Genomic DNA, 25,883 nt, shown 5'->3' with positions numbered 1-25,883 from the left:
GTCAGGCGCCCAACCTACGGCCTGAGCACATAAGCCGGCGCGGTGGCGTTCTGCCCGATATAGGAGGTCGATCCCAGGAAATTGGGCCGATACGGTTCGGCATGGCTGTTCAGGCCCGCCGGCAAGGCACCTGCCAGCGCCGGGCCGTTGATGCGCGCCAGAACGCGATCCCTCGCCCGAGTCACGTCCCTGAGCAGCTTCTGCACGTCCCAGCCAACCAGCTTTCCATCGCGGTACACGATCTTTCCGGCAATGACCACATCGCGCACGTTGCGCGACTCCATCAGCGTGACCACGGTGCCGGGAACGTTGTTCATGGGCGCGGTGTTGAGCGTATTGGCGTCGAGCACGACGATATCGGCCTCCTTGCCCGGCGTCAGCGTGCCGACCTTGTGAAGCAGTCCTGAGCCCGCAGCGCCGGCAATGGTCATCATCTCGATCACTTGCCGGCTGGTCACCAGCTGCGGCACCTTCAGCCCTTGCGGGTCGCTCAACGGGAACACCAGCTCGTTCGCCAGCGCCCGTTGCAGCGTGAATGCGGAACGCATCATCGAGAACGGGTTGGTCGTCATGTTGGTTTCCGTGTCCGGGCTCAGGCTGGGCAGGATGCCGTAGTTCAGGGCCAGCTGAAACGGCGGCATGCCGTGGCGCATCTGCATTTCCACCAGCGGCGAGATCGAAACATGTGCACCCCGGTCGGCAACCAATTGCCAGGCGCGCGACCTGACGTTATCCACGCCGATCTGGGCGACCGGCTCGTCCTGCCACAGCGTGCAGTGGACCAGCGTGACATCGGACCAGTCAGTGCCGTTGCGCGGATCCTCCGCAATGCCTTCGACGACCGCGCCGTGCGCCGCGTGGTTGTTGATCCACGCGCCGAACTCCCGCGCGAGTTGCCACCCCGTGTAGTTCTGCTTCTCGCGCGTGCGCGGATCGACCACCGGGTGCCAGTCCAGCATCGCGCCCAGCGTCACCAGCTGGTCCTTCGAGCTGAAGTACGTCTTGGCCAGCCGACCCAACCCGAATGACGTATCGCCGCTGCGGCCGGGGTATTCGTAGGACTGCTCCGGGAACTGCGCCGAGCGGTCATTACCCCATCCGTAAGCGTAGACCGCGCGTTGGCCCGAATCGAAGAGCGCCTGGATCATCGCGTCGGTATGGTCCGGCGTGTGCGATGACTGCGAGGTATCCGTGATCGTGGTGACGCCCTGGGTGATCTGGCTGAGGGACGACACCAACTCGGCGATGTAGCAGTCCTCGGGGTCCATGGGCGGTCGCCCGAGATCCCAGATGGGCGGCTGGCCCGGAACGGGCGGATTCGGCATGAATCCCGGCGTCCAGACCTCCTGGATGGTGGTCGTATAGAATTCGCCCGGCCATTTGGCGACCGGCTGCTGGCTATTGGCCGGTATGGCGCGGATATGGATGCCATCGGACAACGCACTGCGCATCAGCGTCTGGTACTGATGCTGGTGCGTGCTGATGAATCCGGGCATCACGATCGTTCCGCTGCAATCGATGACCTGCGCGCCGGCCGCTTCCAGATGCGGGGCAATGGCCACGATCTTCTTGCCCTCGACCAGGACATCCGCCTGCTCGAAGTCTCCTACCTTCTCGTCAAGCGTGAGAACCGTGCCGCCTTTCAGCAGCAGGCGCGCACCGCGGTTCCCGCCGACTTCGGGGCTTCGATACGCCTGGCTGTATGCGCTGCGAGCCGATGCCTCGCTGGCCGCGTTGCCGGCTCGATTCTCCTGCCCTGCTGCATCCCCCGGCGGCCATTTACCGACTCGCCCGGATTCGCCTTGCTCGTTCATGCTCCGACTCCAGATATGAAGGAAATATTTCCCTGTGGCTGGCGCCTGGACCTGGCGCCATGCTTGCACACGACTGACGCTTGGCTAGGCCGCAGGCCCGATGCGCAGGTCAATGCTGGCGACGCCTGCGACGACGCCGTGCAGGCTGTCGCCGGCACGCACCGGCCCGACGCCGTGGGGCGTTCCCGTATAGATCAGGTCGCCCGGCCCGAGGCGATAGTATTTGGAGAGATCGGATACCAGCTCCGCCACGTTCCAGATAAACATCGAGATATCGCTGTCCTGCTTCGTCTCGCCATTCACCGAGACGGCGATCCTGCCGCTTTGCGGGTGACCGATTGCCGAAACCGGCACGATCTCCGAGACGATCGCGGACTCCTCGAAATCCTTTCCCACTTCCCACGGCCGGCCCTTGTCGCGCGCGGCGAGCTGCAGGTCGCGCCGCGTCATGTCGAGCCCGCATGCGTATCCGAACACGCAGTCCCAGGCCTCGGCGGGTGACACCCTGAACGCAGGCTTTCCGATCGCGGCAACCAGTTCGATCTCGTGGTGATAGTTGGCAGTGGCCGGCGGATACGGAACGACCGAGTCCGTGTGTGTGATGGCGAAGGGACTCTTGGTGAAATAGAAGGGCGGCTCCGGCGAGACTTCCCTGCCCATCTCTCTGGCATGGTCGGCATAGTTCAGCGCGACGCAGAAGATGCGGCGCACATGGTAATGCTGGGTGCTGCCACGGATGGGCACACGCGGCAGCACCAGGCTTTGCGGGTCGAATTCAAGTGAGGTGTTCATGTTCGGTTTGATAGTGGCGTTAAGCGGCGGCTCAGGGGACGACGCGATTCAGCAGCGCCTCGGAAGGCTCCCCACCCCACGGCGAGACAAAGCCCTGGGCGATGTCAACGCGCTTGCGTCCCGAGCTTGCGTTCAGCAGGTCACCATGCGCGTAGTGTTCGTGAACCATCCCCCAGGGACCGCCCCAGTAGTCGAACACCTGGTTTCCAAGCAGGTGGCGGCCAACGCCATAGAGCGGCTCGTACCCTCCCCTGGCTTGCAGGTGCTCGTGGCCGGTGAAGACGTCGTCCAGATCAACCACCTCGAAGGCGAGATGGTTCAGGCCCGCGGTGGCATTGCTGAAGAACATCGCCACGTGGTGGTCGACGAACTCGTCGCCGCAGTCGCAGCGATTGAACGATCCCAGCACGTTGTCCGGGCTGCCCTCGTACACTTCCTCCGACGGCAGCAGGCCCAGCACATGCCAGTACCATTCCAGGGTCTCCTGCAACCGGGGGGTGAAGATGACGGCATGGCCGAAGCTCCTGACCCGCGCGGGCCCCATGTGGATCCGGTCCAGTACGCCGACCGTCCGGCCTTGTTCCGGATGGCGATGCGTGATCGGAAGCTCAGGCAGCGGCGCGATGCCGTGGACGACTTCGATCAGGTAGCCGTCGGGGTCGCGCAGGCGCACGCGCTTGCCGCCACCGGGCGCGTCGATCGGCTCCACCGCGGAGGCGCCAGGCACCCGCGTCAGCTTCTCCAGGTCTGCCTCGCTGCCCGCGCGGTAGGCCATGCCCAGGAAGGCAGGGCTGCCCTTCTCCGTCACATGGATGTATTGCGCGGGCCCGGTGCCGCGCATGTACAGCGTATTCTCGTTGCGCGCGACGCGCACCATGCCGAAATCGAGCAGGAATGCCTCCATCCTGTCCAGATCCGGTGCGCGCAGCCGCCCGTATGCAACGCCGGTTGCCTTGATGATGCTCATCATGTCTCCAGGTATTGGCTGGCCGCTCGTGGGCGGCCGAGCCTTGTGCTGATTGTTGCTAAGCCGCCTCGGTCTCGGATTCGAGCGTGCTGAAATTGCCCGGCGAAATGACCTCGAGGCATTCGAAATCGGCCGACCAGTCCAGCGCGCCGTGCGTCAGGCCGCCAGGCTGGTACATGCAGTCGCCCGCCTTGAGCGTGACCTCGCCGTGGCCCTCGTGCCAGAGCTTCATCCATCCCTTGAGCATGTAGACGACCTGCAGGTCTACGATGTGCCGGTGACCGCCGATGGGCGACTCCATCGACGCGGTGGCACGAATCAGGTGCACCAGGTAGCGGCCGCTGGTCGCCTTGCGCATGCCGAGGTCGCAATACTCGAAGAAGCCCCGTCGTCCATCGCTTTCCCAGTTCAGATCCTCGCCTCTGAGGATCGTCAGTTTCTCCACGTCTTCCATCATGTCTCCTTGTCCAGTTTCCAGAAGATTTGCGCCCGTGCGGGTTGCCGTGCCGGACCCGCAGCCTGCCCGGGGCTATGCCACCGGATTGGCCAGCGTGCCAAGTCCGGCGATCTCGATTTCGATGCGGTCCCCTCGCTTGAGATAGACCGGCGGCGTGCGGCCGGCGCCAACGCCTTCCGGGGTGCCGGTGCTGAAAATGTCGCCCGGCTGGAACCGGTACCATTTCGAGAAATACGAGATAAGCCTGGGAATCCGGCAGATGAGATCGCTGGTGCCGCTGTCCTGCATGACCTTGCCGTTGACGCGCGTGGTGATCGCCAGGTCGTGGGGATCCGCGATCTCGTCAGCGGTAGTCAGGATCGGTCCGCATGGCGAGAAACTGGGCAGGTTCTTGCCGAGGATGTTCCGGTCCCATGCGCGGATGGACTGGAAGCGCTCGGTCGAGGAGAACACCTCGGCTACCCAGTTGCGCGCCGACACGTCGTTGACGATGGTGTAACCGGCGACATACTGCATCGCCGACGCTTCGTCGACGTTATGGCAGGTCCGTCCGAACACGAAAGCGAACTCGCCTTCGAAGTCGACCTGATCCGGAAACTGCGGCGGAATCAGGATTGGCTTCTCGTGGCCCGTCAGCGTGTCGGCAGGCTTGATGAAGGCGGTAGGATTTTCCGGCAGTGGCACGTCCGGATACTCGCGCATGTGGCGACCGTAGTTGCCGGACGCCGCCAACAACAGGCGCGGCTCGGGGATCGGGGCCAGCAGCGGCGTGCCGTGGAACGACACCAGTGCGCCTGTTTCGCTGAGCTGGGCGCTCGCGTGGTCGCTCATTTCCTCGACGGCGCGCCGGCACTGATCGGCCAGCGCCAGTGCGGGCGCGCCGCCTTCGAGAATGCCGCGAACATCCGCAGGCATAAGCTTCGCCACGCCAAGATGCCGACGCAGCAAGATCAGGTCGAGGATATTCCCGTCGCTCATCAGCAGGCCGGGATGGCCCTTTTCCCCACAGTCGATAGTCACGAATTTCATCTTGCTGTCTCCTTATGCCTGCGCCTTGCCAGTCGGGATGGACGCCCACCCGACCATCTGCCAGCCAAAAGAAGCCAACACCCACACGCTCTGGAAGAGGCTGTCGATCAGCCGCTTCTCGCCACTGGACATGCCCTGGATCGCAATGTGGCCGTGAACCACCGCGGTATCCCCATACACCTGGACCGCTGCCGCCGTGCGCTTGATGTCGAGGTACTTCACCGCGCCGCTCGCGATGGAGGCGAGATATTGCTGCTTGTCGTCCTGCCTCGCGCTGCCGTGGATGTAGACCAGGTCGCCGCCCAGCAGCCGGTCCAGGCCTGCCATATCGCCGCCGATCATCGCGGCATGCCGCTGGTCGTCAGCAATGAGGACCGAGGTGATCTTTCTTTTGGTTTCGTCTTTCATATCGCTTCTTCCAGGCCATCGGACGAAGGCTGACATCCGATGGCTATTTTTTGCTTATATCAATAGATCTAATGTGCGGATCATGGCCGCCGGTTGTCGTGTTATTGCGCCATGGAATCCGCCACCGATCCGCCTGTCTTGGCGTCCTTCAACGCGCGGCTGCCGGCGCCTGACTGGTCGGGGGCATGGGCCGGAATCAGCCAGATGGCCAGCGCAGAGACCGAACAGATGGCAGCCAGCACCATCAGCGGCGCCGTCAGTCCGCCCGTCCTTTCTTGGCCAATCCCCATCAGGTAAGGCCCGATAAAGGAACCGAACGACGCAACCGTGTTGACCAGGGCCAACCCGCACGCGGCGCTCTGCCCGACCAGCAGCGTGGACGCCAGCGCCCAGGCGGGCGGAAAGCACGCGAACAGGAAGGCGCAGGCAACGCTGAGGCCGGCAATGGTTACGTAGATGTTGGTGCTTGACTGGACGCTGATCACGAAGCCCAGCGCTCCCAGGAGGACGGCGAAACAGAAATGCCCGCGACGCTCCTGGAAATAGTCGGACGAGTAGCCGAGCACCAGCGTCACCAGCACGGTGCCAATCCAGGGAATGGAGGCGATCAGGCCAATGTTGCGGAAGCCGCTGACGCCGGCCGACTGCACCATCGTGGGCAGCCAGAAGACGATGCCGTACAGGCCGAGATAGCCGCCCGCCATGATTGCGCCGAGCGCCCACACGCGCCAGTCTTTGAACGCCAGGAACCAGCCGCCCGACTCATGCCTGGATGCACGATCCCTGGCGATTGCGTCGAGGACGATGCGCTTCTCATGTGCACTGAGCCACTTTGCGTCCTGGGGCTTGTCCGCGACCAGCAGGAAGAACACGAAGCCCATCAGGATCGCCGGGATGCCCATGACGACAAACAGCCATTGCCACCCGGCCAGCCCGGCGGTGCCGGACATCGACTCCAGGATCCAGCCGGACAACGGGCCAATGAACAGGTTGCTGATCGGGAACACCAGCAACAGCAATGCCATGACCCGGCCAAAGCGCGCCCGCGGGAACCAGCCGGACAGGTAATAGACGATGCCGGGGTAGAAGCCCGCCTCCATGAGGCCCAGCAGGAACCGGGCCATATAGAACTGCTCCGGCGTGCGCACCAGGATCGTCCCGACCGTGACGATGCCCCAGCTCACCATGATCCTGGCAATCCATTTCTTCGCACCCACGCGCGCCAGGATGACGTTGCTCGGCACTTCGAACAGCAGGTAGCCGAGCGAGAAGATCCCGGCGCCAAAACCGTAGGCCGCGGCGGACAGGCCGAAGGCCTCGGTGATCTGCAGCTTGGCAAAGCCGACGATGAAACGGTCGAACAGCGCAATCATAGAGCAGATGAACAGCAGCGGCAGGATGCCTCGCGTCACGCGCCGGAATACCTTGTCCTCTTCTTCCTTGCCGATCTGCGCCGGCAAGCTTGTGCTGATAGTCGAATCAGAATTGATCATGGTGAACCTTTCTCTTTCTGGATGAGCCGTCCCTTGCCGGGACGCCAGCAAGGGACGGTGAATCGCGCGGCAATATCCAAAGACCGGCATGCCAGCCCGGGACAGCTTCCGCCTCAGGGTGCGACGCGCTCGTAGATCGCCAGGTCGTGCTCGGCGAACAACGGGATGCCCTCCTGCAAGAATCTCTTGAAATGCGGCGTCTGCTGATGCGCCTCCAGCGCCGCCAGATCCCGGTAGACTTCGTAGACGACAATCCGCTCGTCGCTGTCCTCGGCGGTCGTCACATCGAACTGCAGGCAACCGGCTTCGATCTGCAGTGCCGCCATGCGGTTCTTCTCCAGCTCATCCAGCAGTTGCTGCCGCTTGCCGGCCTTCGGCTGGCAGGCCACCACCACCACTTGCTTTCTCTCGCTCATCAGTCTCCCCTCTTGCTTGTTGTGTATTGCTTCGCTTCGCCGGGCGGGCGACCTGTCGCGCGCCGCGCGCCCGAACCGCGTCAGCCGCGCCGGGTCACGGCGCCGTGCGTGACAGCCGCACCGGCTGCCGCACTTCGAGAAGCGGCGCGCCTTCGGTCACCCATCGCTTGTGGTGAGCGGTCTGCGCGTGTGAATCGATCGCCGCCTGGTCCCGGTAGACCTCGTAGTACATGATCTTGGTCGGATCGTCCTTGTCGACGCTGACGTCGAAATGCAGGCAGCCCGGCTCCGCGCGGGAGGCTTCCGCATTCGCCAGCAACTCCGCCATCAGCTCCTTCACCTTGTCGCTCCGGATCCGGCAGTTCACTGCCAGGACCACGTTCTTTTCGCTCATCGCTTCTTCTCCTTCAGTAAATTGGCCTGCTGACAGACCGTACTGCCTGGCCTAGGCGCGGCCAGGCACGAATAGCCATCACGCGGATGTGAACGCTTGCGGCACAGACGCCCAGGCCGCCATTTGCCATTGGTTGTCCGACCTGACCCAGACGCTCTGGAACAGGCCGTTCATGCCCTTGCGGCTACCCTCGCGCAACACACTGAGCGAAAGCTGTCCGTGCATGACGGCGGTCGGCCCATAGACCTGCACGACAGCCTCTGACCGCTTCAGCTCGACGTATTTGACGAGACCGCTCGATACCGCCTTGAGATAGGCAGCCTTGTCTTCCGTACGCGCAGTCGCATGCGTGTAGACCAGGGAATCCGCAAGCAACGCATCCAGCGCGGCCACGTCGCCGGCCAGCATGGCCGCATATCTCGCGTCATCCGCCGTCATCACCGCCGCAATGTCGGCGCTCGTCTTCTCGTTCATCTTCCACCACCTTTTCGAGGTTTTCAGGGTTACCCCGGACGTTCCTCCGGGTCGCTAAATTAATGATATTATTTATATACTCTTATGAGGCAAGATCAATCAGGGATTCCCCGCGCGGCCCGGCATCGGGTGACGCGAGCCTCACATATTTCGCCTCGCCAGGCAGTTGAAACTCGACGCCAGCGCCCGCGAATCAACGACTTCGATACAGCCACCTCATCCCTTCTCATGGATATCAAGCAACTCCGTGCATTACTGGCCGTCGCAGAGACCGGCAGCACGACCAAGGCGGCGGAACGCCTGCACATCGTCCAGCCCGCCGTCTCCCGCCACATCCGGCTTCTCGAGGAGGATCTGGGTGTCGAACTGTTCGAGCGCGAACGGCACGGCATGCTGCTCACCGATGCCGGCAAGACCCTCGCGGAGTACGGCCGGCGTGCGCTGCGCGAACTGGATCGCGCCAGGGCGGAGATCCAGCCCGCCGCGGGTCTGGTCTCAGGCACGGCGGACATTGGCCTCCTTCCCAGTTGCGGCGAACTCCTGGCGCCGGAGCTGGTTGCCACGCTAAGGGACCGGCATCCGCAACTGGGCGTCCGCCTGACGGTAGGCTATGCCGGGCATTTGCGGCAGTGGCTCGAGTCGGGCGACGTGGATGCCGCGCTGATGTACGACGACAAGTCGGTCACGGGGCTGCAGGTGCAGGCCTTGCTCGACGAGCAGCTGTACCTGGTGGGGCGGCCAAGCACGGTGCCACAGGCCGGGCCGCTTTCCATCATGGACCTGGAGGGACTGGCGCTGGTGCTGCCGAATCCGCCGCATGGCCTTCGCAATGTGGTGGAGCATGCTTTTGCCGTTTCCGGTATTGACCTCGTTATTGCCGCCGAAACCAATTCGCTCAGCGTGCAGAAGTCGCTGGTCGCGAAGGGCTTCGCCCATACCATCCTGCCTAGTTCCGCCATCTCCGACGACCTGGCGCGTGGCACCCTGGCCGCCGCACCCATTGCCTCGCCGGCCCTGTCTCGCCGCATCCTTCTTGCGCGGCTTGCGACGCGCACCCAGTCCACCGCCGCCTCCTGTGCGACCGCCGCGCTCGTGTCGCTGATGAAGCGCCTGGTGCAGGACGGCGTCTGGCGCGGTGCGACATGGATCGGCGCGTAAAAAAATCGCCATGGCATCGCGGTTGCTCACGGGGTGCTAGCGGATCGCGAAAGGATTGGCCGGCGGCGCCTCAGTATTGATCCAGACACTCTTGGTCTGCCTGGCAAGGGGTTCGGACCTGGATTTGTCATCGGAAATACAAGGCATTCGCTTCGGTCGATCAGTGGTCATGATCTTAGAACTGATATTCATGAAAGGTGAAATTCAACTTGCTGATCTGAAGGATCAGTTAACGTGATACCGGGCGCCGCGACGCAATCCGGCATTTCGGAGGCGAGCTGGCAAGAAGGCCGGATGGCTGCACCAGGACAGCGCGGTTCAACGCTTGGATGTCGTCGTCGGACCAGTCCGCGACCAATGTCTTCAGCTCGTGGTGTTGAAGAAGTGCTCGCGCACGCAGACGCCGTCCCTCGACATGAAGGTCTGGTAGTCGGCATCGACGCATTCCATTCGACAGGCGCCGCGGCCAGGTAGGCACGGTGCGCGTCATGGCTTGCCAGCCGGCGCGGCAGCGCGTCGGCGTGGTCCAGGCAATGGATAATGAAGTACGTGTCGTCCGGGTCCCATCGGTGGTGCCCCACATGCGATCTCTTCGCTGTTCAGCCCCGAGGACGGTTCATCCAGCAACAGCAGTCCTGGATTGCCGATGCAGGCACGCGCCAGTTCGACGATGCGCCGCTGGCCGGCCGGGAGGGTGCCGGCCCGGTGCTGCAGCAAGCGCTCCAGACCGAATTTCCCGGCACATGCCAGCGCGGCATCGTGCATGGCCGCCAGTTCGCGGCGCGATGCCGGCGTGCGCAGCATCGCCCGCAGCACGCCAGCGTGGGTGGCCTTGTGGCAGCCTGCCATCAGGTTCTCGAGCACGGTCATGTGCTCGAACACCTGCGGCGTCTGGAAGGTGCGCACCAGGCCGGCGCGGCTGCGCTGCTGGACGGTGACGGCGGTGATGTCCCGCCCCGCCAGCGACACCTGCCGCCCATGTCGGGCGCGGCGAAGTCGTAGCCGCTGGTGACACCCTGGTAAGGCCGGCGCAACGCGCTGCACAGCTTGTCGCCCGGCGCATCGGCACCGGCCGCCTTCAGGCCCGCGGCCAGGGCCATGACCGCATCCCAGCCTACCGCCGAGAAATGCTTGGGCAGCTTGCCGTACTCCTTGCGGAAGGTCTCGACGAATTCCTTCTGCCCCGGCAGCGGGTCTTCGGATACGATGAACTCGGGATGGATGATGTTGTCCGCGGCCTCGCCCATGGCCTTGACGGTCTCGTAGGTAGCCGTGCCATGCACGGAGATGATGGGCACGCCCACCTTCAGCTGCGCACGTTGCGGAACGGCGCGGGCGAGGTCGAGATGACGATGATGGCATCCGGCGTGGCCGCCTTGATCTTGGCCGCCTGCGTGGTGACATCGGTGGCGGCGATCTCGAACTTCTCCACCTGTATGAAGCTGACGCCGTACTCGCGGTCCAGCGTCTTCAGGCTGGTCCAGACCACCTGGCCGTAGCCCGAGTCATTCAGCACGCCGACGCGCTTCAGGCCGTTGTCGCGCGCATAGGCCAGCACGGCACGCGCGTTGAGCTCCTGCGACGGCGTCAGGTGGAACACGCAATGGCGTTCACGCACTACCGCGGGCCCCAGTCCCGAGAACGAAAACAGGGGCACCTTCTGCGCCTGTGTGATGCCGCCGATGGCAACCGTCTGTGCAATACCCGATGGCCCGACGATGGCGCGAACCTTGTGCGTATGGAGCAGCGCGTTCGCCTTGGCGACGGCGGAATCCGGGCTGGAGCCGTCGTCTTCGACAATCATTTCCAGCGGCCGCCCGCCAATGCCCCCACGGGCATTGACGACCTTCTGCGCCAGCAGCGCGCCTTCGCGCTCGGCCTGGCCCACGGCGGCAAGGCCGCCGGTGTTCGAGAACAGGCCGCCGATGCGGACCGGTTCGGCGCCGGGCTTGCCCTGGGCCAGCACCGGCGGCATCGCCAGGGCCAGGGCAAGCCCGGCGGCGGCGAACAGGGCGCGTGGCGCCCGGGTGATCGGGTTGTGGTTCATGTCTCCATCCTTGTTGTAGGTATCGGGTTGGCCCGATTACACTGCGCCGGGCACGCCTGCCCACTCGAGCACATCGGCCAGCGCGGCGATGTCGAGATGGTCTTGCCGGCGCTGCTGCATCAGCGCCAGGTATTGCCGCACCAGCGACGACATCGGCAGCGCGACCGCGTTGTCGCGGGCCACCGCCAATGCCAGGTCGAGGTCCTTCACCACCAGCGAGATCGGGCCGACGGCGGCGTAGTCGCGCTGCTTGAGCTGCTCTGCCTTGGTGCGGTAGTGGGCGCTGCCGACGATGCTGTCGTTGATCGCATCGACCATCAGCGCGCGGTCCAGCCCGGCGCGCGCGCCGAAGACCAGCCCTTCGCCGATCACCGCGGTGCTCATGAACACCATCATGTTGATCATCAGCTTGATGACGCGGGCCTCGTCCGCGCCGCCCACGTAGGACTGGCGCGCGGTCAGGCACGCCAGGGCGGGCTGCACCGCGTCGAAGGCCGGCCGCGGCCCGGACACGAAGCAGCTCAGCTGCGCGCTGGTGGCCAGCGATACCGTGCCCGACACCGGCGCGCGCAGAAAAGCGGCGCCGCGCTGCGCGAGCGCGGCGGACACCTCGGCCGAGGCGTCGGGCGAGACCGTGCTCATGTCGACAAAGACCTTGTCTGCCGTCGCGGCCCCGGCAACGCCGCCAGGGGCCAGGAACAGGTCGCGCAGCCCGCCATCGTCGAAGATCGTCGAGAACACCACATCGGAGTCCGCCACCAGTGCCTGCGCTGCCGGCGCCACCGTGGCGCCTGCAGCGGCCACCGCCTCGCACTGCGCCGGCACGCGGTCAAAGACCGTGAGCCGGTAGCCGGCCTTCAGCAGGTTCAGGCACATCGGCCGGCCCATGGCGCCAACGCCGATCCATCCAAGCCGCGGTGCATGCACCGCGCGTGCATTGTTCGTGCTGGTCATGGCCCCTCCTACTCGACCCTGACGCCGGACAGCTCGACCAGCTTGCGGGTCTGGCGGGTCTGCGTCTCGATGTACTGCGAAAACTGCGCCGGGCTCAGCTTCATCGGCACCATGCCCTGCGCGGCGAAGTGCTTCTCGACGAAGTCCTTGTCATCCAGGATCTCGCGGATGGTGGCGTTTAGCTTGTCGACCACCGCGCGCGGCACCTTGGCCGGGGCCAGCACGCCGTAGACGGCCGAGATATCCATGTCCTTGTAGCCGGCCTCAGCAAAGGTGGGCACCTGCGGCAGCGCGCGCGTGCGCTTGTCGCCGCTGACGGCGAGCACCTTGAGTTTCTTTGCCGCAACAAAGCTCCGGATCGTCGGCAGCGCCGGGAAGGTCATCAGGATCTGGCCGCCGACGACGTCTGCCACCGCCGGCGCCGAGCCCTTGTACGGCACGTGGACCAGGTCGGTGCCGGCCAGCTTGTTGAACAGCGCGCCCATCAGGTGCGGCTGGCTGCCGCTGCCGAACGAGCCGTAGCTGAGGGCTTGCGGGCGGCCCTTGGCATACGCGGCCAGGTCCTTGACGCTGTCCACCGGCAGGCTGCCCGATACGGCCATGACCAGCGGCACGTAGCCGATCGTCGCCACCGGGGCAAAGTCGCGCGCGACGTTGTACGACACCGACGGCAGCACCACCGGGTTGAGCACGAAGGTGGCATCGTTGGTCAGCAGCAGCGTGTAGCCGTCGGGCTGAGCCTTGGCCACCGCGTCGGCGCCGATCACGGTATTGGCGCCGCTCTTGTTTTCCACCACCACCGGCTGCCCCAGCTTCTCGGACATACGCTGCGCCAGTTGCCTGGCGATGATGTCGGTGGTTCCGCCCGGTGCATAAGGCACCACCATGCGGATCGGCTGCGTGGGATAGGTCTGCGCCAGTGCGGCGTCCGTGCCTGCCAGGCAGGCCAGGCCGAAGGCTGCGGCACGTAGCGCGTGGGTCGTATGAAATTGCCAGGACATAGTGTCTCCATCCATTGTGTGTGTCGACGGTGCCGGCTCGGACGGCCGGCTGCCGTCAGGGGATCATTCAGTCAAAGAGCCAGGGCTCGCGTTGCCGCCTCGCCTGTTCGTAATCCTGGATCTGCCCGGCGTGGCGCAGCGCCAGCGCGATATCGTCCAGGCCGTTCAGCAGGCAGTGCTGCTTGAACGGATCCAGCGTGAAGGCAATGGCCTCGCCCGACGGCGTCACCACCTGCAGCGCGGCCAGGTCCACCTGAAGCCGGTAGCCCGGCGTGGCCGCGGTCTCGGCGAACAGGCGCTCGACCACGTCCGGCGCCGCCACGATCGGCAGCAGGCCGTTCTTCAGGCAGTTGTTGTAGAAGATGTCGGCAAAGCTGGGCGCGATCAGCGCGCGCAGGCCGAAGTCCTCCAGCGCCCACGGCGCATGCTCGCGCGATGAGCCGCAACCGAAGTTCTCGCGCGCCAGCAGGATCGAGACGCCGCGGTAGCGCGGCTGGTTCAGCACGAAATCCGGGTTGAGGGGCCGGCTGCTGCAGTCCTGCCCTGGCTCGCCGTGGTCGAGGTAGCGCCAGTCGTCGAACAGGTAGGGGCCGAAGCCGCTGCGCCGGATCGACTTCAGGAACTGCTTGGGCAGGATGGCGTCGGTATCGACATTGGCTCGGTCCAGCGGCGCCACCAGGCCGTCCAGCGTGGTAAAGGCTCTCATTGCTCGGTTTCCTCCGGTGGTCTACAGCGAGCGCACATCAATGAAGTGGCCCGCCACCGCGGCCGCGGCCGCCATTTGCGGGCTGACCAGGTGGGTGCGCCCGCCCGGCCCCTGCCTGCCTTCGAAGTTGCGGTTGGAGGTGGACGCGCAGCGCTCGCCGGCCGACAGGCGGTCATCGTTCATGCCCAGGCACATCGAGCAGCCCGGTTCGCGCCATTCGAAGCCGGCGGCGATGAACACCTGGTCCAGCCCCTCGGCCTCGGCCTGCGACTTGACCAGCCCCGATCCCGGCACCACCAGAGCCTGCCTGATGCGCGGCGAGACATGGCGCCCGCGCAGCACGGCCGCCGCCGCGCGCAGGTCTTCCAGGCGCGCATTGGTGCACGAGCCGATGAATACCTTGTCCAGCGCGACCGCCTCGATCGGCGTATTCGGCAGCAGGCCCATGTAGTCCAGCGCCTGCTCGATGCTCTTGCGCTGCACCGGGTCGCGCTCGTCGCGCGGATCGGGAATGCGCTCGCCGATGGCCACCACCATTTCCGGCGAGGTGCCCCAGGTTACGTGCGGGCGGATCGCGGTGGCGTCCAGCTCCACCACGGCATCGAAGGTGGCGCCAGGATCGCTGCGCAGCGTGCGCCAGTATCCGGTGGCGGCGTCCCACATCGCACCGGCCGGCGCCTGCGGACGGCCGTCCAGGTAGGCCAGCGTGGTTTCATCCACCGCCACCATGCCGGCGCGCGCACCCGCTTCGATCGCCATGTTGCACACCGTCATGCGCGCTTCCATGCTGAGGCCACGGATCGTGCTGCCGGCAAACTCGATCACATGTCCGGTGGCGCCGGCGGTGCCGATGCGGCCGATCAGCGCCAGCGCGATGTCCTTGGCGGCCACGCCACGGGGCAGTTCGCCCTCCACCCGCACCAGCATCGACTTGGGCTTCTTCATCCACAGGCATTGCGCGGCCAGCACCTGCTCCACTTCAGAGGTGCCGATGCCGAACGCAAACGCCGCGAACGCGCCGTGCGTGGACGTGTGCGAGTCACCGCAGGCGATGCTCATGCCGGGCAAGGTGGCGCCGCGTTCCGGACCGACCACGTGCAGGATGCCCTGGCGCGGATCATCCATGCCGAAGTTGACGATGCCGGTGTCTGCGCAGTTCTGGTCCAGGGCCTCGACCTGCGCCCGGCTGACGGGATCGGCAATGCCCAGCTTGCGCGCGGTGGTCGGCACGTTGTGATCGGCCGTTGCCAGCACGGAAGCGGCGCGCCACACCTTGCGCGCGTTCAGGCGCAGGCCTTCGAAGGCCTGCGGGCTGGTCACCTCGTTGACCAGGTGCCGGTCGATATAGATCAGCGCGGGTCCGTCCGGCTCCTGGTGGATCACGTGGCTGGCCCAGAGCTTGTCGAGCAGGCTCGCCGGGCGGTCGGGTTCAGTCATGGTGGGGTCTCTCCTTGTATGTGTCGCGGGCTACCTTGCGCCCACCCACTCCGGCACCGGATGCAGGTCCGTGCTCTTGCCGGCCTTGACCACCTGCCCGGAGATATCGTGTCCGACCAGCCCAGGCAGGCCGCGCGCCGCGCCGAGCAAGCGGTCCAGGTCGACGCCGGTATCGATGCCGGCGGCTTCGAGCATATGCACCAGGTCTTCGGTGCTGATGTTCCCGGTCGCACCCGGCGCGAACGGACAGCCGCCCAGCCCGCCCAGCGACGCGTCGAAGCTGTCCACGCCCGCGGCCAGCCCGGCCATCACATTGGCCAGGCCCATGCCGCGCGTGTTGTGGAAATGCAGGGTCAGCGGCACGCCCGGGAACCAGCGCAGGAAGGACTCGGCCAGCGCGCTCACCTGGCGCGGGTCGGCCATGCCGGTGGTGTCGGCCAGCGTGATGCTGTCCATGCCCAGGTCCAGGTAGCGGCCCGCGGCCCATTTCACGCGCTCCGGCGCGATCGCGCCTTCAAACGGACAGCCGAATGCGGTCGCCACGCAGCCGCTGGCGCGCAGGCCGCCGGCGCGGGCCAGCTGCATTACCTCGGCGAACTGCGCCAGGGACTGCTCGCAGCGCATGCGCATGTTGGCCAGGTTGTGCGTTTCGCTGGCCGACATGACCAGGTTGATCTCATCCAGGGCACAGTCCAGCGCCCGCTCGCAGCCGCGCACGTTCGGCACCAGCGCGGTATAAACCACGGCCGGATTGCGGCGGATGCGCCTGGCCACGGCTTCGGCATCGCGCAGGTTCGGGATCGCCTTGGGCGACACGAACGACGTGATCTCGATGCGGGCCAGCCCGGTGTTCGAGAGCTGGTCGATCAGCGCGATCTTCTCTTCGGTCGGGACGAATTCAGGCTCGATCTGGAAGCCGTCGCGCACGGACACTTCATTGATGCTGACCCGTCGGGGGGCATTGGGAAGCCACATGGTTATTTCCTTTCAGCTAAAGCGCGGGCTCAGACCACGCCGGCGGCGCGCAGCGCGCGCAGTTCGTCGCCGGCAATGCCGATGCCCGCCAGGATCTCTTCGGTGTGCTGGCCAAGCTCGGGGCCGATCCACCTGGTGCGTCCCGGGGTCCCGCTGAGCTTGGGCACGATGCCTGACAGTTCCAGCGGCGAGCCATCCGGCAAATGGTGTGGCTCGATCATGTCGCGCGCGCGGTAGTGCGCGTCGCTGCTGATCTCCGCCGCGGTGTAGATCTTTCCGCAGGGCACGGCCGCGGCTTCCAGCGTTGCCAGCACCGTGTCGAGCGCATGCGCGGAGGTCCAGGCGGTAATGGCGTCGTCGAGCATGGCGTTGTGCTGCACGCGCCCGTCGTTGTGCGCCAGGCGTGGGTCCTCGCCCAGGTCGTCGCGGCCGATGGCGGCCATGAAGCGCCGGAAGATGGCATCGCCGTTGCCGGCGATGATCACGTACTGGCCGTCCTGGCACGGATACGTATTCGACGGCGAGATGCCCGGCAGGCTCGCGCCGGAACGCTCGCGCACATGGCCGAACTTGGCGTACTCCGGCACCAGGCTCTCCATCACGGCAAAGACCGACTCATAGAGCGCCACGTCGACAAACTGCCCTTCGCCCTGGTTGGCGCGCAGGTGGTGCATGGCCAGCAAGGCGCCGATGACGCCATACAGCGACGCGAGCGTGTCGCCGATGCTTACGCCCGAGCGCACCGGCGGCCGGTCGGGATAGCCGCTGACATAGCGCAGCCCGCCCATCGACTCGGCGATCGCGGCAAAGCCGGGGCGGTCCTTGTAGGGACCGGTCTGGCCGTAGCCGGAGATGCGCACCATGACCAGCGCGGGGTTCACCTTGCGCAGGTCTTCCCAGCCCAGGCCCCATTTCTCGAGCGTACCGGGACGGAAGTTCTCGATCACGATATCGGCTTCGGCCACCAGCTTGCGCACGATCTCCTGGCCCTGTGCCGAACGCAGGTCCAGCGTCAGCGACTTCTTGTTGCGGCTCTGGCTATACCACCAGAGCGAGGTACCTTCATACAGCTTGCGCCACTTGCGCAGCGGATCGCCGTCCTTCGGCGATTCGATCTTCAGCACTTCGGCGCCGAACTGCGCGAGCAGTCCGCCCGCATACGGGCCTGCAATCAGCGAGCCGAGCTCGATCACGCGGACGCCCTGCAGCGGCATCGTTCCGTTGTTCGCTTCGTTAGCCATGGCGGTTTGCTGCTCCTGTGGATACGGTGGTCTGTGATGCAAGATTGGAAGAACTCGCGCGCGCGGTAAAGCAACCATTGGCGAGCCCGCCATCGCGAAAAACGATGGCAGCGCTGGCGCGCTATTCATCCTCGCGCAGCCGGTCCACCAGCAGCCGCGCCACCGCGGACAGGCCCTCATACGCACGCACGCCGATCACCAGCTGGCGCGCGGCCCACGCTTCATCGAGCGCGACGGTGCAGATGCCAAGGGTTTGCTGGTAAGGCCCGGCGCTGGACCTGGGCAGGATCCCCAGGCCCAGTCCCGCCTGCACCATCAGGCACAGCGCGTCGTAGCCGGGCACGTGGATGCGCGGCTTGAACACGCGGCCGGCCTCGCTGGCGGCCTTGGCCAGCTGCAGGTGGATCTGGCTGCCTGCGTGCAGGCTGACGAAGTCGTAGTCGAAGGCCTCGCGGATGGTCACCGAGTGCCGCCCGGCCAGCGGATGCGCGCCGGGCACCACCACGACCAGTTCGTCGCGCCGGTAGGGGAACGTCTCCAGCTCCGCTCCCACCGCACCCGCGGTGAAGATGCCGATGTCCGCGGCGTTCTCGGCCACCGCGCGCACGATGGCGGTGCTGACGCGCTCTTCCAGGTGCACGTCGATCAGCGGGTACTCGGCCAGAAACGACTTGAGCTGCGCCGGCAGGAACTGCGTGATGGCCGAGATATTGGCCATCACCCTCACCTGCCCGCGCAAGCCGCCGCCGTAGTCGCGCATGCGCACCAGGATGTCATCCAGGTTGTGCAGCACGCCGCGCGCCAGGTGCGCCAGCTCCATCCCGGCCATGGTCGGCTGCACGCCCTTGTTGCTGCGCATCAGCAAGGCCGTGCCCAGCCCCTGCTCCAGCTCGCTCACGCGCTTGCTGACCGCGGCCGCGGCAAGGTGCGCGTGCTCCGCGGCCGCGGCGATGGAGCCGGTTTCGGCCACGGCGACAAACAGGCGCAGCGAAGTGGGGTCGAGTCTCATGATGCGATGTCTCCCGGATCCGGTGGCCTGCGATGGCCCCGGCCCTTGTGTTGCATGCGGTCCGTTGCGGCTAAAATACGGCCATGACCTCCGCCGCCAAACCGTCCGCCCCCGTCGACAACGACGCTCCGCCGAAGCTCGAGGAAGGTCACCGCGACTACGTCGCGGCGCTGGCGCGGGGCCTGGCGGTGATCCAGGCCTTTACCGAGACCACGCCGGAACTGACGCTGAGCGAGGTGGCGCAGGCCACCGGCATGACGCCCGCGACCGCGCGCCGCGCGCTGCTGACGCTGCAGGCGCTGGGCTATATCGGCGCCAACGGCCGCCGCTTCGTGCTGCTGCCCAAGGTGCTGTCGCTGGGCGCCGCCTTCCTCAGCTCGATGAACCTGCGCGACATCGTGCAGCCGTTCCTGCAGGAGGTGGCCGAGCGCTTCCGCGATTCGGTCTCGCTTGCCATCCTCGACGGCGACAGCGTGGTCTACCTGGCGCATGTGCCCAGCCGCCGGCGCATTGCCTTCCGCGCTTCGGTGGGTTACCGGCTGCCGGTCCATTGCACCTCCCTTGGCCTGGCCTTGCTGGCGCACGCGCCCAAGGCCCAGCAGAACAAGATCCTCGACAAGGCGCCATTCCAGAAATTCACCCCGGTGACGCTCAGCGATGCCGACGCGCTGCGCGCGGCGCTGGCACGCGCGCTCGAGCAGGGCTATGCCATCCAGGACAGCCAGCTGGAGTTGGGCGTGCTGTCGATCGCCGTGCCGGTGCGCGACCCGCAACAGCGCGTGATCGCCGCCATCAACTGCTCCACCGAAACCGAGCGCACCAGCGCCGACGAACTGGTCGCCACCCGGCTGCCGGCGCTACGCGAAGCCGCCGCGTCGATCGAGGCCGCGATCCGGCGCGCGCCGGCGCTGGCGCACTCCATTACCGCCGCCTCCTGAACCGCCTCGCGCGCCGGCTTACTGCGCTGCTTCAGGCTGCAGCACGATATCCAGGTTGACCAGCTGGTAGCCGTCGCGCTCCGGGTGCGGCAGCGCGTCGACAATGTGGTCGTCGATGGTTGAGAAGATGCAGTCGACCGGATTGGCCGGATCACCGGCGAAGTACAGCTGCGATGTCAGGGTCCGGTAGCCTGGCTGCATCACGCGGTAGTGGATGTGCGGCGCGCGCTGCCGGTTGCGGCCCAGCCGCTTCATCAGCACGCCCACTTCGGTATCCTCGCGCCCGATGATGTAGCCACCCGGGCGGACGGTGAACACCTGGAAGCTGCCATCTGCCTCGCAACGCAGCTTGCCGCGCAGGTTGTCTTCCGACTGCGAGTCGTCTTCGTTCTCATAGCGGCCGAACTGGTTGGGCTGCCATACGATCATCATCGCGCCCGGTACCGGCTTGCCGGTGGCCGCATCCAGCACGCGGCCGCGCACCTCCAGCCGCTGGCCAGGCTCGTCCTCCGTGGCGATATGGCACGGGTTGGAGCCTTCGGCGATCTCGTCCTTGGGGAACGGACCGGTCACGTTCTGCGGCGTGGCGTGGTCATCGGTGCGTGCCAGGTCCAGCGCCCGCATGGTCAGGCCCATCATGTCGCACAGCATGATCAGCTCATCCTGCTGGGCCACCTTGCCCATCCAGGTGGCGATCCGGTAGAGCTGCTCGTCGGTCAGCTTCAGTTCGTCCAGCATGGCGTGGAAGTGCTTCAGCGCGACGCGGAACTGCGCCTGCAGGACCGGGTCCGCGCCAGGCGCGTCCTCGCACATGGCATCGAAGGCGCGTTGCAGGGTGTGGTTGTCGGGGTTGTTCATCGTTGTCTCCGGTGATTCTGTGTCAGTGGCTGGCGGCGGCCATGTCGGTGGCGCGGGCAAACAGGGTCCCGTCCGCTTTCAGCTTGTGCTTGGCCGGCTTGTGCGTCGGGGTGTGCGGAATGGCATCCACGGCAACGACATAGCGCGGCAGCTTGTGCACGGCCAGCCGGTCCCGTGCCCAGGCTAGCAACTCGCCCGGCTCGACCGACTGCCCGGGGCGGAACTGCACCGCCAGCAGGATCTCTTCTTCGCCCAGGTCTGCCGGCACGCCGATAGCCGCCGCTTCCTCGACTGCGGGGTGCTCGCCGAAGATCCGGTCGAGCTCGGCGCCGGACACGTTCTCGCCCTTGCGGCGGATCACGTCCTTCTTGCGTGCGACGAAGACGTAGTAGCCATCACTGTCCTGACGCACAAGGTCGCCGGTGGCAAACCACCCGTCGCGGAACGCGGCCTCGGTCTGCGCGGCGTCGCGATAGTAGCCCTGCATCAGCGTCGGGGTGCGGATCAGCAGTTCGCCCGCGGCGCCGGGTGCCACGTCGTGGCCGTCGTCATCGACGATGCGCGCCTCGGGCACCGGCACGGCCGGGTCCGGGTGCGGCGAGACCAGGCCCATGGTGCCGAGCTTGTGCGGGCCGTTGAACGGATTGGCGATGACGCCGGGGATTTCCGTCATGCCGTAGCACTCGATCAGGCGCGGCACGTGGAATTCCCGCTTCATCACCTGCACCATTTCCTTTGTCTGCGGGGCAATGAACATTTTGGAGAGGCGATGGCCAGGTACGAATTCCTCGCGCGGTCGCCTGGCCAGGATGCTGCCGGCCGCGGCCACAAGGTTGACTTCGGTCGCGCCGGTCTCGGCCGCGAAGCGCCAGAACGACGACGCCGAGAACCTGCGCAGAAGCACCAGGCAGCCGCCGCAGGCAAGCGCCCCCCCGACCGAATACATCAGCGCATTGATGTGGAACAGCGGCATCACGCACATCACGCGCTCGTCTGGCTGCAAGTGCAGGCGGCCGATGAAGGCCTCCGCCGTCAGCACATAGCCGCGGTGACTGTGCATGGCGCCTTTGGGAAAGCCGGTGGTGCCGGATGTGTAGATGATCAGCGCAGTATCTGCAGCGCTGCCGGCGCCGTCCGCATAGGCACCCGCATGGGCAGCTATCGACTGCTCCAGCGTCGGGACATTGTGACTCCCGCTCTCGTTGGCACGCAGCCAGATGGCGCCGCCCAGCTCCGCCGCGATTGCCGCGGCGGTTTCCAGCGTGGCAGGCGAACATACCAGGCCGCAGACCTGCGCATGCCGGAACACGTAGAGCGCTTCGTCCAGCCGGTAGTCGGGATTGGCCGGGACCATCGTCGCGCCGATCCGCGCCAGCGCGAACATCAGCACGACAGTGGACGGATGGTTTGCAGACAGCACGCCGACACGGTCGCCGGCGCCAACCTGCATCTCCTGCGCGAGCCAGCTCGCCACGCGCGCAATCCTTGCGTCAAGCTGGCGATAGGTCCAGGTCTCGCCTTCGAACAGCAGCGCCGGCTTGTCGGGATGCGCCTCCACGCGCGCCGCAAGGAAATCGGCCAGCGTGAAATCGTGGGCGCGATACTGCCTGAGCACTTCGAGCGGCGCCACCATGGCACCGCCTGCATTGGGTATGAGCGGCTTCATGATGCTTGCGCCGGCGCGGCGCTGTAGGTGATGGCATGTTCGGCTGCATCGGAGAGGATGAAGCCGATCGGCTGCTGGCGCTCTTCCTGCAGGTGGGCAATCAGGCTCGCCACGCGGGCCAGCATCGGTACGCCCTTGAGCGCCGTGGCGGGATAGCCTGCGTCCAGCAATACCGCCGGAATCGCGCCCGAAACGTTGAGCGGTAGTGGCTTGCTGTAGTACTCAGGCACCACTGCGGCCACCGCTTCCAGCGCAGCCACGTGATCACCGGCCACGCCGAGCTCGCGCGCAACGGCCAGCAGGCGGTGAGCGCGCGGGTCACCCAGCTTGTGCGTGGGATGCCCGAATCCCGGCAAGGGCCGGCGGGCCTGCCGCAAGGCGCGCACGACGGAGTGTGCACTCTCGGCCAGCGTGCCTGCTTCCTTGCCCGATAGCACTTCTCCGAGCAGCTGCCCCGCCGTCTCCGAGGCACCCAGGATGACGGAGCCGCAGCCCAGCACGCCGGCCGCCACCGCGCCTTGCAAGGCATCAGGGGCTGCGGCGAGCGTCATGCGCGCGGCCTGGACCGAGGGCACCAGGCCATGTTCGGCGATGGCCACCAGGCAGGCATCGGTGATCGCCACCAGCTTTGCATCCGGCTGGCGGCCAGTCAGCAGGAACAGAAAGTATTCCGTAAACCCCGTCTTGCCGATGATTTCCTGGCTCAGGTCCTTGCCATGGACCGATACGCCGTGGGTATCCACATAGGCGATGGCGGTGCGGCCGGCGGGTCGGGTTGGTTTCGTGTCCGTCACGTTGTCTCCGTTTTTTTGCGCTATACGCAAATTAATGCGGCATACGAATTATATTAGGTTTTGGCCGATTCCTTTGCAAGGTCGGAAGCCTGTTGCAATGTCATTCGCCCGCGGCGCTGCGCGTCCTGCACGCAGCGCCGGCGCCTGCCCGTCAGGCGCCGTCCGTGAACGGATCCACACCGACGATCCTGGCCAGCGCGCCGTCAGTGAACGGACCGACCTGGCGCAGCGCGCCATCGGTGGCGGGATCAACCGGGCGGGCCGCACCATCCAAGTACGGGTCTGCCTTGCGCACGGCGATCTTTCGGAACTGCTCGTCCGCCATGTGGCCGGTCTGCGAGCGCTGCAACGCCTCGGCCACGGGCAGCGAGGCCTGTGCCGCACGCGCCCCATCCGTCGGCGACCGCACCGAGGCCTGCGCCGCCGAAGCCATCACCAGCATTGCCACCGCGCCAATCATTCTCGTTTTCATCACTTGCTCCTTGAAAGCTGAAGGGCAGCGCACCCGCCGCGTTGGACCGGAAGCGCCGTTCACGGAATGAAATATAGATTAAACCGTACCGTATGGTATTCTTAGATTCAGAAGATACCGTTCGGATCTTCTGAAGTCTCCCCTCGTACCTCACGCTGCCAGTTCCACCGCCGGCCTTTTGGTAGACTGCGCGGGGCCCGGCGCCACGGAACATGGCGCCGGCGTCCAATCTTTTTTTCAAAGCTGGCTACTGCATGGAATCACAACCGGACTCCTCCGCCAACGCTGCTCACCGCCCGCCTTTGCGCATGACGCGTCGCGGGGAAGAGAAGCGCGCCCTGATCCTGAGCATCGCTGCGGATATGTTCCTCGAGCACGGCTACGACGGCGTCAGCCTCGACGAGATCGTCAAGGCGTGTGGGGGCTCCAAGACCAATGTCTACAGCTATTTCGGGGGCAAGGACGGCCTGTTCGTCGCCGTGGTGGAAAGACTCTGCGACCGCTTCCTCGAGAAAACCGAGACGAGCCTGGACCTGTCGCGCTGCAACGCCGCAGAGGGCCTGCAAAAGATCGCACACAGCTTCCTGCAATCCTTGCTGGAGGAGCGCCACCTCGCATTCCTGCGACTCATTTTCGCGGAATCGCGACGCTTTCCGGCTCTCGGCAATGCGTGGTACACGCGTGGCCCCGCGGCAACCTGTGCCTATGTCGCCGGCTTTCTCGCCACACAGCAAGTGGCCGGCGCCCGGCTGTCAGCCAGCCCGGAAGTCAGCGCCCGGCTCTTCCACGGCATGGTGCTGGCCAGCGTACTGCACCGGACCCTGGCCACCGGCGTGCGTCCGGACGACAGCGAAACGGATGCGCTGGTCAATGACGCCATCGCCCTGATCGTGGCAGAAGGCGCGCCCGGGGCCGCCTGATGCCATTCGGCATCTCGCCAGTCTTTAGGCGGAATGACGTGGCCGGATATGCCACACCCTGCCTTGAAGCCCATCGGGAAAACGCTCTGGGCGCGCAGGCCGAAATCCACGATCGCCCTCGCTATGTCACCGGCGACATGATCGCCATGCCCCTCGCCGCTGTTGCCGGTGTAGGCGTCTGCCAACTTCCCGTGATGAGGGTGTGGGACTAGCTGGCGGAGAGGACGCTGGTGCCCTTGCTGCCGGCGTGGCGTCCGCGCAAGGAAGTCATCCACGCCGTGTTACCGTCATGCAGAGGGCTACTGCCCGCGGGGCGGGAAGCTGATCGACCAGCTGGCCGACCGCTTCGAGGCGTTCGAGGAAGAATAGCCGCATAAGCGCGCCCTGAGCCTCTCGGCTGCATTCGATTGCACTGTCACAGCGCGGTTCAGTATCCTACGCGTCAAACCGACGGAATCCGGATAGCAAACATATGCAACTCAGAACCGAGGAGATCGAAGCCTACCTCCTGGTCGTCGAACTCGGCAGCGTCAGCGGCGCCGCGCGTCACATGGCGCTGTCGAAGTCCGTCGTCAGCAAGCGCATCAGCGACCTCGAGCGCAGCCTGGGCGTCACGCTGCTGCAGCGCTCCACGCGCCGCGTCCAGCCGACCGAAAGCGGCCGGCACTTCTACGAGCAGGCTCGTGCCGCCATGGCACAGCTCACCCGTGCCGCGGAAAGCATCTCCAAGACCTCGCAGGAGCTGTGCGGCGAATTGCGAATTCTTGCGCCGATGAGCTTCGGCACGCTCTGGCTCTCGCCGTTGATTTCCGAGTTTGCCAAGGCGCATCCGCGCCTGCATGTGGTCATGGAGCTGGATGACCGGCTGGTGGATACGGGATACGAGCGCTACGACGTGGCGATCCGCATCACCCGCCTGGGCGACAGCGCGCTGATCGCCCGCAAGCTGGCGGTCAGCCGGCGCATCCTGTGCTGCAGCCCGGAATACGCCGCACACGCTGGCCTGCCTGAGAGCATCGACGACATCGCCAGGCATGCCTGCCTGTCCTACAGCAATTCACCGCCCGGGCAGATCTGGGCGTTCCGCGGCCACACCCCGCAGGCCGCACCGAAGATCATAGCGCCACGCGGCGTGTTCACCGCAAACAACGGCGAGGTGCTCCGCGACGCCGCCCTGGGCGGCCATGGCATTGCCGTGCTGCCGCTGTTTATCGTATCCCGGGAGTTGGCGGCCGGCCGCCTGATCGAAGTGCTTCCCGACGAGGCGCCCATTGACGATGGCGTCTTTGCGGTCTACCCGCGCACCGCGTACACCTCACAGAAGATCCGGACGCTGATCCAGTTTCTGCAGCAATCGCTATCATCGCCGCCGTGGGAGCCGCGCTGCGAAAGCGCAGCGGGGACGCTCGACGTAAAGCCGGTCCTGTCAGTCTGACCAAGCGCCCTCCTGCGGCGGGGTCGGT

General features: G+C 65.9%; 28 protein-coding genes. 4 read left to right on the top strand and 24 right to left on the bottom strand.

Translation table 11 applies throughout. The features are described from left to right. Positions 1-14: 14 nt before the first annotated feature. From CNE_RS37040 to CNE_RS36995, 10 genes are all read right to left on the bottom strand, one after another. Complete coding sequence (locus CNE_RS37040; protein WP_013954169.1) at positions 15-1,814, bottom strand: amidohydrolase family protein; 1,800 nt, start codon at positions 1,812-1,814, stop codon at positions 15-17. Between the two features lie 84 nt (positions 1,815-1,898). After that, positions 1,899-2,606, bottom strand: a complete 708-nt coding sequence (locus tag CNE_RS37035) for a fumarylacetoacetate hydrolase family protein (RefSeq protein WP_013954168.1) — start codon at positions 2,604-2,606, stop codon at positions 1,899-1,901. Positions 2,607-2,637: 31 nt separating this feature from the next. Next, complete coding sequence (locus CNE_RS37030; protein ID WP_148271827.1) at positions 2,638-3,576, bottom strand: VOC family protein; 939 nt, start codon at positions 3,574-3,576, stop codon at positions 2,638-2,640. A 55-nt stretch (positions 3,577-3,631) separates the two neighbouring features. After that, positions 3,632-4,030: a cupin domain-containing protein gene (locus CNE_RS37025; protein ID WP_148271826.1), complete on the bottom strand. Its 399-nt coding sequence runs from the start codon at positions 4,028-4,030 to the stop codon at positions 3,632-3,634. Between the two features lie 72 nt (positions 4,031-4,102). Further along, the gene (locus tag CNE_RS37020) at positions 4,103-5,059 is read right to left on the bottom strand and encodes a fumarylacetoacetate hydrolase family protein (RefSeq protein WP_013954165.1); all 957 of its coding nucleotides are present in this window, start codon (positions 5,057-5,059) and stop codon (positions 4,103-4,105) included. Between the two features lie 12 nt (positions 5,060-5,071). Beyond that, entirely contained in the window at positions 5,072-5,467 is a 396-nt protein-coding gene (locus tag CNE_RS37015) for a nuclear transport factor 2 family protein (protein WP_041229376.1), read from the bottom strand. 101 nt (positions 5,468-5,568) lie between these two features. Further along, positions 5,569-6,960, bottom strand: a complete 1,392-nt coding sequence (locus CNE_RS37010) for an MFS transporter (protein ID WP_013954163.1) — start codon at positions 6,958-6,960, stop codon at positions 5,569-5,571. Between the two features lie 113 nt (positions 6,961-7,073). After that, the gene (locus CNE_RS37005; RefSeq protein WP_013954162.1) at positions 7,074-7,376 is read right to left on the bottom strand and encodes a putative quinol monooxygenase; all 303 of its coding nucleotides are present in this window, start codon (positions 7,374-7,376) and stop codon (positions 7,074-7,076) included. Between the two features lie 94 nt (positions 7,377-7,470). Beyond that, entirely contained in the window at positions 7,471-7,770 is a 300-nt protein-coding gene (locus tag CNE_RS37000; protein WP_013954161.1) for a putative quinol monooxygenase, read from the bottom strand. A 78-nt stretch (positions 7,771-7,848) separates the two neighbouring features. After that, positions 7,849-8,244, bottom strand: coding sequence for a nuclear transport factor 2 family protein (locus CNE_RS36995; RefSeq protein ID WP_013954160.1), 396 nt, complete (start codon positions 8,242-8,244; stop codon positions 7,849-7,851). Positions 8,245-8,472: 228 nt separating this feature from the next. Between CNE_RS36995 and CNE_RS36990 the strand changes: the two genes are divergently transcribed. Beyond that, positions 8,473-9,402 (top strand): LysR family transcriptional regulator, encoded by a 930-nt coding sequence (locus CNE_RS36990; RefSeq protein ID WP_041229375.1) that lies wholly within the window; start codon positions 8,473-8,475, stop codon positions 9,400-9,402. 486 nt (positions 9,403-9,888) lie between these two features. On the opposite strand, the gene CNE_RS36985 is transcribed toward CNE_RS36990, so the two are convergent. From CNE_RS36985 to CNE_RS36945, 10 genes are all read right to left on the bottom strand, one after another. Next, complete coding sequence (locus tag CNE_RS36985) at positions 9,889-10,371, bottom strand: ATP-binding cassette domain-containing protein (protein WP_238553257.1); 483 nt, start codon at positions 10,369-10,371, stop codon at positions 9,889-9,891. Continuing rightward, positions 10,269-10,700, bottom strand: coding sequence for an ABC transporter substrate-binding protein (locus CNE_RS43280; protein WP_269148766.1), 432 nt, complete (start codon positions 10,698-10,700; stop codon positions 10,269-10,271). The genes CNE_RS36985 and CNE_RS43280 overlap by 103 nt, the downstream gene beginning before the upstream one ends. A gap of 8 nt (positions 10,701-10,708) precedes the next feature. Further along, positions 10,709-11,449, bottom strand: a complete 741-nt coding sequence (locus tag CNE_RS43275; protein ID WP_269148765.1) for an ABC transporter substrate-binding protein — start codon at positions 11,447-11,449, stop codon at positions 10,709-10,711. Positions 11,450-11,485: 36 nt separating this feature from the next. Further along, positions 11,486-12,403 (bottom strand): NAD(P)-dependent oxidoreductase, encoded by a 918-nt coding sequence (locus CNE_RS36975; protein ID WP_013954155.1) that lies wholly within the window; start codon positions 12,401-12,403, stop codon positions 11,486-11,488. Positions 12,404-12,411: 8 nt separating this feature from the next. Further along, entirely contained in the window at positions 12,412-13,404 is a 993-nt protein-coding gene (locus CNE_RS36970) for a Bug family tripartite tricarboxylate transporter substrate binding protein (protein WP_013954154.1), read from the bottom strand. 67 nt (positions 13,405-13,471) lie between these two features. Further along, on the bottom strand, positions 13,472-14,110 hold the full coding sequence (gene leuD / locus CNE_RS36965) for a 3-isopropylmalate dehydratase small subunit (RefSeq protein ID WP_013954153.1): 639 nt from the start codon (positions 14,108-14,110) through the stop codon (positions 13,472-13,474). Positions 14,111-14,131: 21 nt separating this feature from the next. After that, positions 14,132-15,547 (bottom strand): 3-isopropylmalate dehydratase large subunit, encoded by a 1,416-nt coding sequence (gene leuC, locus CNE_RS36960; protein ID WP_013954152.1) that lies wholly within the window; start codon positions 15,545-15,547, stop codon positions 14,132-14,134. A gap of 30 nt (positions 15,548-15,577) precedes the next feature. Then, entirely contained in the window at positions 15,578-16,522 is a 945-nt protein-coding gene (locus tag CNE_RS36955; RefSeq protein WP_013954151.1) for a hydroxymethylglutaryl-CoA lyase, read from the bottom strand. Positions 16,523-16,551: 29 nt separating this feature from the next. Beyond that, positions 16,552-17,763 carry a CaiB/BaiF CoA transferase family protein gene (locus CNE_RS36950; RefSeq protein WP_013954150.1) on the bottom strand — a complete coding sequence of 404 codons (1,212 nt, stop codon included), beginning with the start codon at positions 17,761-17,763 and terminating at the stop codon, positions 16,552-16,554. A 121-nt stretch (positions 17,764-17,884) separates the two neighbouring features. Next, positions 17,885-18,772 carry a LysR family transcriptional regulator gene (locus tag CNE_RS36945; RefSeq protein WP_013954149.1) on the bottom strand — a complete coding sequence of 296 codons (888 nt, stop codon included), beginning with the start codon at positions 18,770-18,772 and terminating at the stop codon, positions 17,885-17,887. An 83-nt stretch (positions 18,773-18,855) separates the two neighbouring features. Between CNE_RS36945 and CNE_RS36940 the strand changes: the two genes are divergently transcribed. Next, the gene (locus CNE_RS36940) at positions 18,856-19,710 is read left to right on the top strand and encodes an IclR family transcriptional regulator domain-containing protein (RefSeq protein ID WP_013954148.1); all 855 of its coding nucleotides are present in this window, start codon (positions 18,856-18,858) and stop codon (positions 19,708-19,710) included. An 18-nt stretch (positions 19,711-19,728) separates the two neighbouring features. Here the strand turns inward: CNE_RS36940 and CNE_RS36935 are convergent, their stop codons facing one another. The 4 genes from CNE_RS36935 to CNE_RS36920 all read right to left on the bottom strand — a co-directional run bounded on the left by CNE_RS36935 (position 19,729) and on the right by CNE_RS36920 (position 23,500). Next, entirely contained in the window at positions 19,729-20,568 is an 840-nt protein-coding gene (locus CNE_RS36935) for a dioxygenase family protein (RefSeq protein WP_013954147.1), read from the bottom strand. 22 nt (positions 20,569-20,590) lie between these two features. Next, the gene (locus CNE_RS36930; RefSeq protein ID WP_013954146.1) at positions 20,591-22,234 is read right to left on the bottom strand and encodes a class I adenylate-forming enzyme family protein; all 1,644 of its coding nucleotides are present in this window, start codon (positions 22,232-22,234) and stop codon (positions 20,591-20,593) included. Next, the gene (locus CNE_RS36925) at positions 22,231-23,028 is read right to left on the bottom strand and encodes a citryl-CoA lyase (protein WP_013954145.1); all 798 of its coding nucleotides are present in this window, start codon (positions 23,026-23,028) and stop codon (positions 22,231-22,233) included. Before CNE_RS36925 ends, CNE_RS36930 begins: the two co-directional genes overlap by 4 nt. Before the next feature lie 151 nt (positions 23,029-23,179). Beyond that, positions 23,180-23,500: a hypothetical protein gene (locus CNE_RS36920; protein ID WP_013954144.1), complete on the bottom strand. Its 321-nt coding sequence runs from the start codon at positions 23,498-23,500 to the stop codon at positions 23,180-23,182. Positions 23,501-23,712: 212 nt separating this feature from the next. On the opposite strand from CNE_RS36920, the gene CNE_RS36915 reads away from it, so the two are divergent. Continuing rightward, positions 23,713-24,420 carry a TetR/AcrR family transcriptional regulator gene (locus tag CNE_RS36915; protein ID WP_013954143.1) on the top strand — a complete coding sequence of 236 codons (708 nt, stop codon included), beginning with the start codon at positions 23,713-23,715 and terminating at the stop codon, positions 24,418-24,420. Between the two features lie 472 nt (positions 24,421-24,892). Beyond that, complete coding sequence (locus tag CNE_RS36905) at positions 24,893-25,855, top strand: LysR family transcriptional regulator (RefSeq protein WP_013954141.1); 963 nt, start codon at positions 24,893-24,895, stop codon at positions 25,853-25,855. Positions 25,856-25,883 lie beyond the last annotated feature (28 nt).

The organism is Cupriavidus necator N-1 (genome assembly GCF_000219215.1).
GTDB classification, from domain to species: Bacteria; Pseudomonadota; Gammaproteobacteria; order Burkholderiales; family Burkholderiaceae; genus Cupriavidus; species Cupriavidus necator.
This window is presented reverse-complemented; position numbering and strand designations above follow the sequence as displayed.

What these genes read in the sequence shown, in the direction of transcription:
- CNE_RS36970 (WP_013954154.1), bottom strand. Translation starts at nt 13,404, where the DNA reads ATGTCCTGGCAATTTCATACGACCCACGCGCTACGTGCCGCAGCCTTC.
- CNE_RS37040 (WP_013954169.1), bottom strand. Translation starts at nt 1,814, where the DNA reads ATGAACGAGCAAGGCGAATCCGGGCGAGTCGGTAAATGGCCGCCGGGG.
- CNE_RS37025 (WP_148271826.1), bottom strand. Translation starts at nt 4,030, where the DNA reads ATGATGGAAGACGTGGAGAAACTGACGATCCTCAGAGGCGAGGATCTG.
- CNE_RS36905 (WP_013954141.1), top strand. Translation starts at nt 24,893, where the DNA reads ATGCAACTCAGAACCGAGGAGATCGAAGCCTACCTCCTGGTCGTCGAA.
- CNE_RS36920 (WP_013954144.1), bottom strand. Translation starts at nt 23,500, where the DNA reads ATGAAAACGAGAATGATTGGCGCGGTGGCAATGCTGGTGATGGCTTCG.
- CNE_RS36950 (WP_013954150.1), bottom strand. Translation starts at nt 17,763, where the DNA reads ATGGCTAACGAAGCGAACAACGGAACGATGCCGCTGCAGGGCGTCCGC.
- CNE_RS36940 (WP_013954148.1), top strand. Translation starts at nt 18,856, where the DNA reads ATGACCTCCGCCGCCAAACCGTCCGCCCCCGTCGACAACGACGCTCCG.
- CNE_RS37010 (WP_013954163.1), bottom strand. Translation starts at nt 6,960, where the DNA reads ATGATCAATTCTGATTCGACTATCAGCACAAGCTTGCCGGCGCAGATC.
- CNE_RS37035 (WP_013954168.1), bottom strand. Translation starts at nt 2,606, where the DNA reads ATGAACACCTCACTTGAATTCGACCCGCAAAGCCTGGTGCTGCCGCGT.
- CNE_RS36930 (WP_013954146.1), bottom strand. Translation starts at nt 22,234, where the DNA reads ATGAAGCCGCTCATACCCAATGCAGGCGGTGCCATGGTGGCGCCGCTC.
- leuC (WP_013954152.1), bottom strand. Translation starts at nt 15,547, where the DNA reads ATGACTGAACCCGACCGCCCGGCGAGCCTGCTCGACAAGCTCTGGGCC.
- CNE_RS37000 (WP_013954161.1), bottom strand. Translation starts at nt 7,770, where the DNA reads ATGAGCGAAAAGAACGTGGTCCTGGCAGTGAACTGCCGGATCCGGAGC.
- CNE_RS37005 (WP_013954162.1), bottom strand. Translation starts at nt 7,376, where the DNA reads ATGAGCGAGAGAAAGCAAGTGGTGGTGGTGGCCTGCCAGCCGAAGGCC.
- CNE_RS43275 (WP_269148765.1), bottom strand. Translation starts at nt 11,449, where the DNA reads ATGAACCACAACCCGATCACCCGGGCGCCACGCGCCCTGTTCGCCGCC.
- CNE_RS36935 (WP_013954147.1), bottom strand. Translation starts at nt 20,568, where the DNA reads ATGAACAACCCCGACAACCACACCCTGCAACGCGCCTTCGATGCCATG.
- CNE_RS37020 (WP_013954165.1), bottom strand. Translation starts at nt 5,059, where the DNA reads ATGAAATTCGTGACTATCGACTGTGGGGAAAAGGGCCATCCCGGCCTG.
- CNE_RS36945 (WP_013954149.1), bottom strand. Translation starts at nt 18,772, where the DNA reads ATGAGACTCGACCCCACTTCGCTGCGCCTGTTTGTCGCCGTGGCCGAA.
- leuD (WP_013954153.1), bottom strand. Translation starts at nt 14,110, where the DNA reads ATGAGAGCCTTTACCACGCTGGACGGCCTGGTGGCGCCGCTGGACCGA.
- CNE_RS36990 (WP_041229375.1), top strand. Translation starts at nt 8,473, where the DNA reads ATGGATATCAAGCAACTCCGTGCATTACTGGCCGTCGCAGAGACCGGC.
- CNE_RS36975 (WP_013954155.1), bottom strand. Translation starts at nt 12,403, where the DNA reads ATGACCAGCACGAACAATGCACGCGCGGTGCATGCACCGCGGCTTGGA.
- CNE_RS36955 (WP_013954151.1), bottom strand. Translation starts at nt 16,522, where the DNA reads ATGTGGCTTCCCAATGCCCCCCGACGGGTCAGCATCAATGAAGTGTCC.
- CNE_RS36995 (WP_013954160.1), bottom strand. Translation starts at nt 8,244, where the DNA reads ATGAACGAGAAGACGAGCGCCGACATTGCGGCGGTGATGACGGCGGAT.
- CNE_RS36915 (WP_013954143.1), top strand. Translation starts at nt 23,713, where the DNA reads ATGGCGCCGGCGTCCAATCTTTTTTTCAAAGCTGGCTACTGCATGGAA.
- CNE_RS37015 (WP_041229376.1), bottom strand. Translation starts at nt 5,467, where the DNA reads ATGAAAGACGAAACCAAAAGAAAGATCACCTCGGTCCTCATTGCTGAC.
- CNE_RS37030 (WP_148271827.1), bottom strand. Translation starts at nt 3,576, where the DNA reads ATGATGAGCATCATCAAGGCAACCGGCGTTGCATACGGGCGGCTGCGC.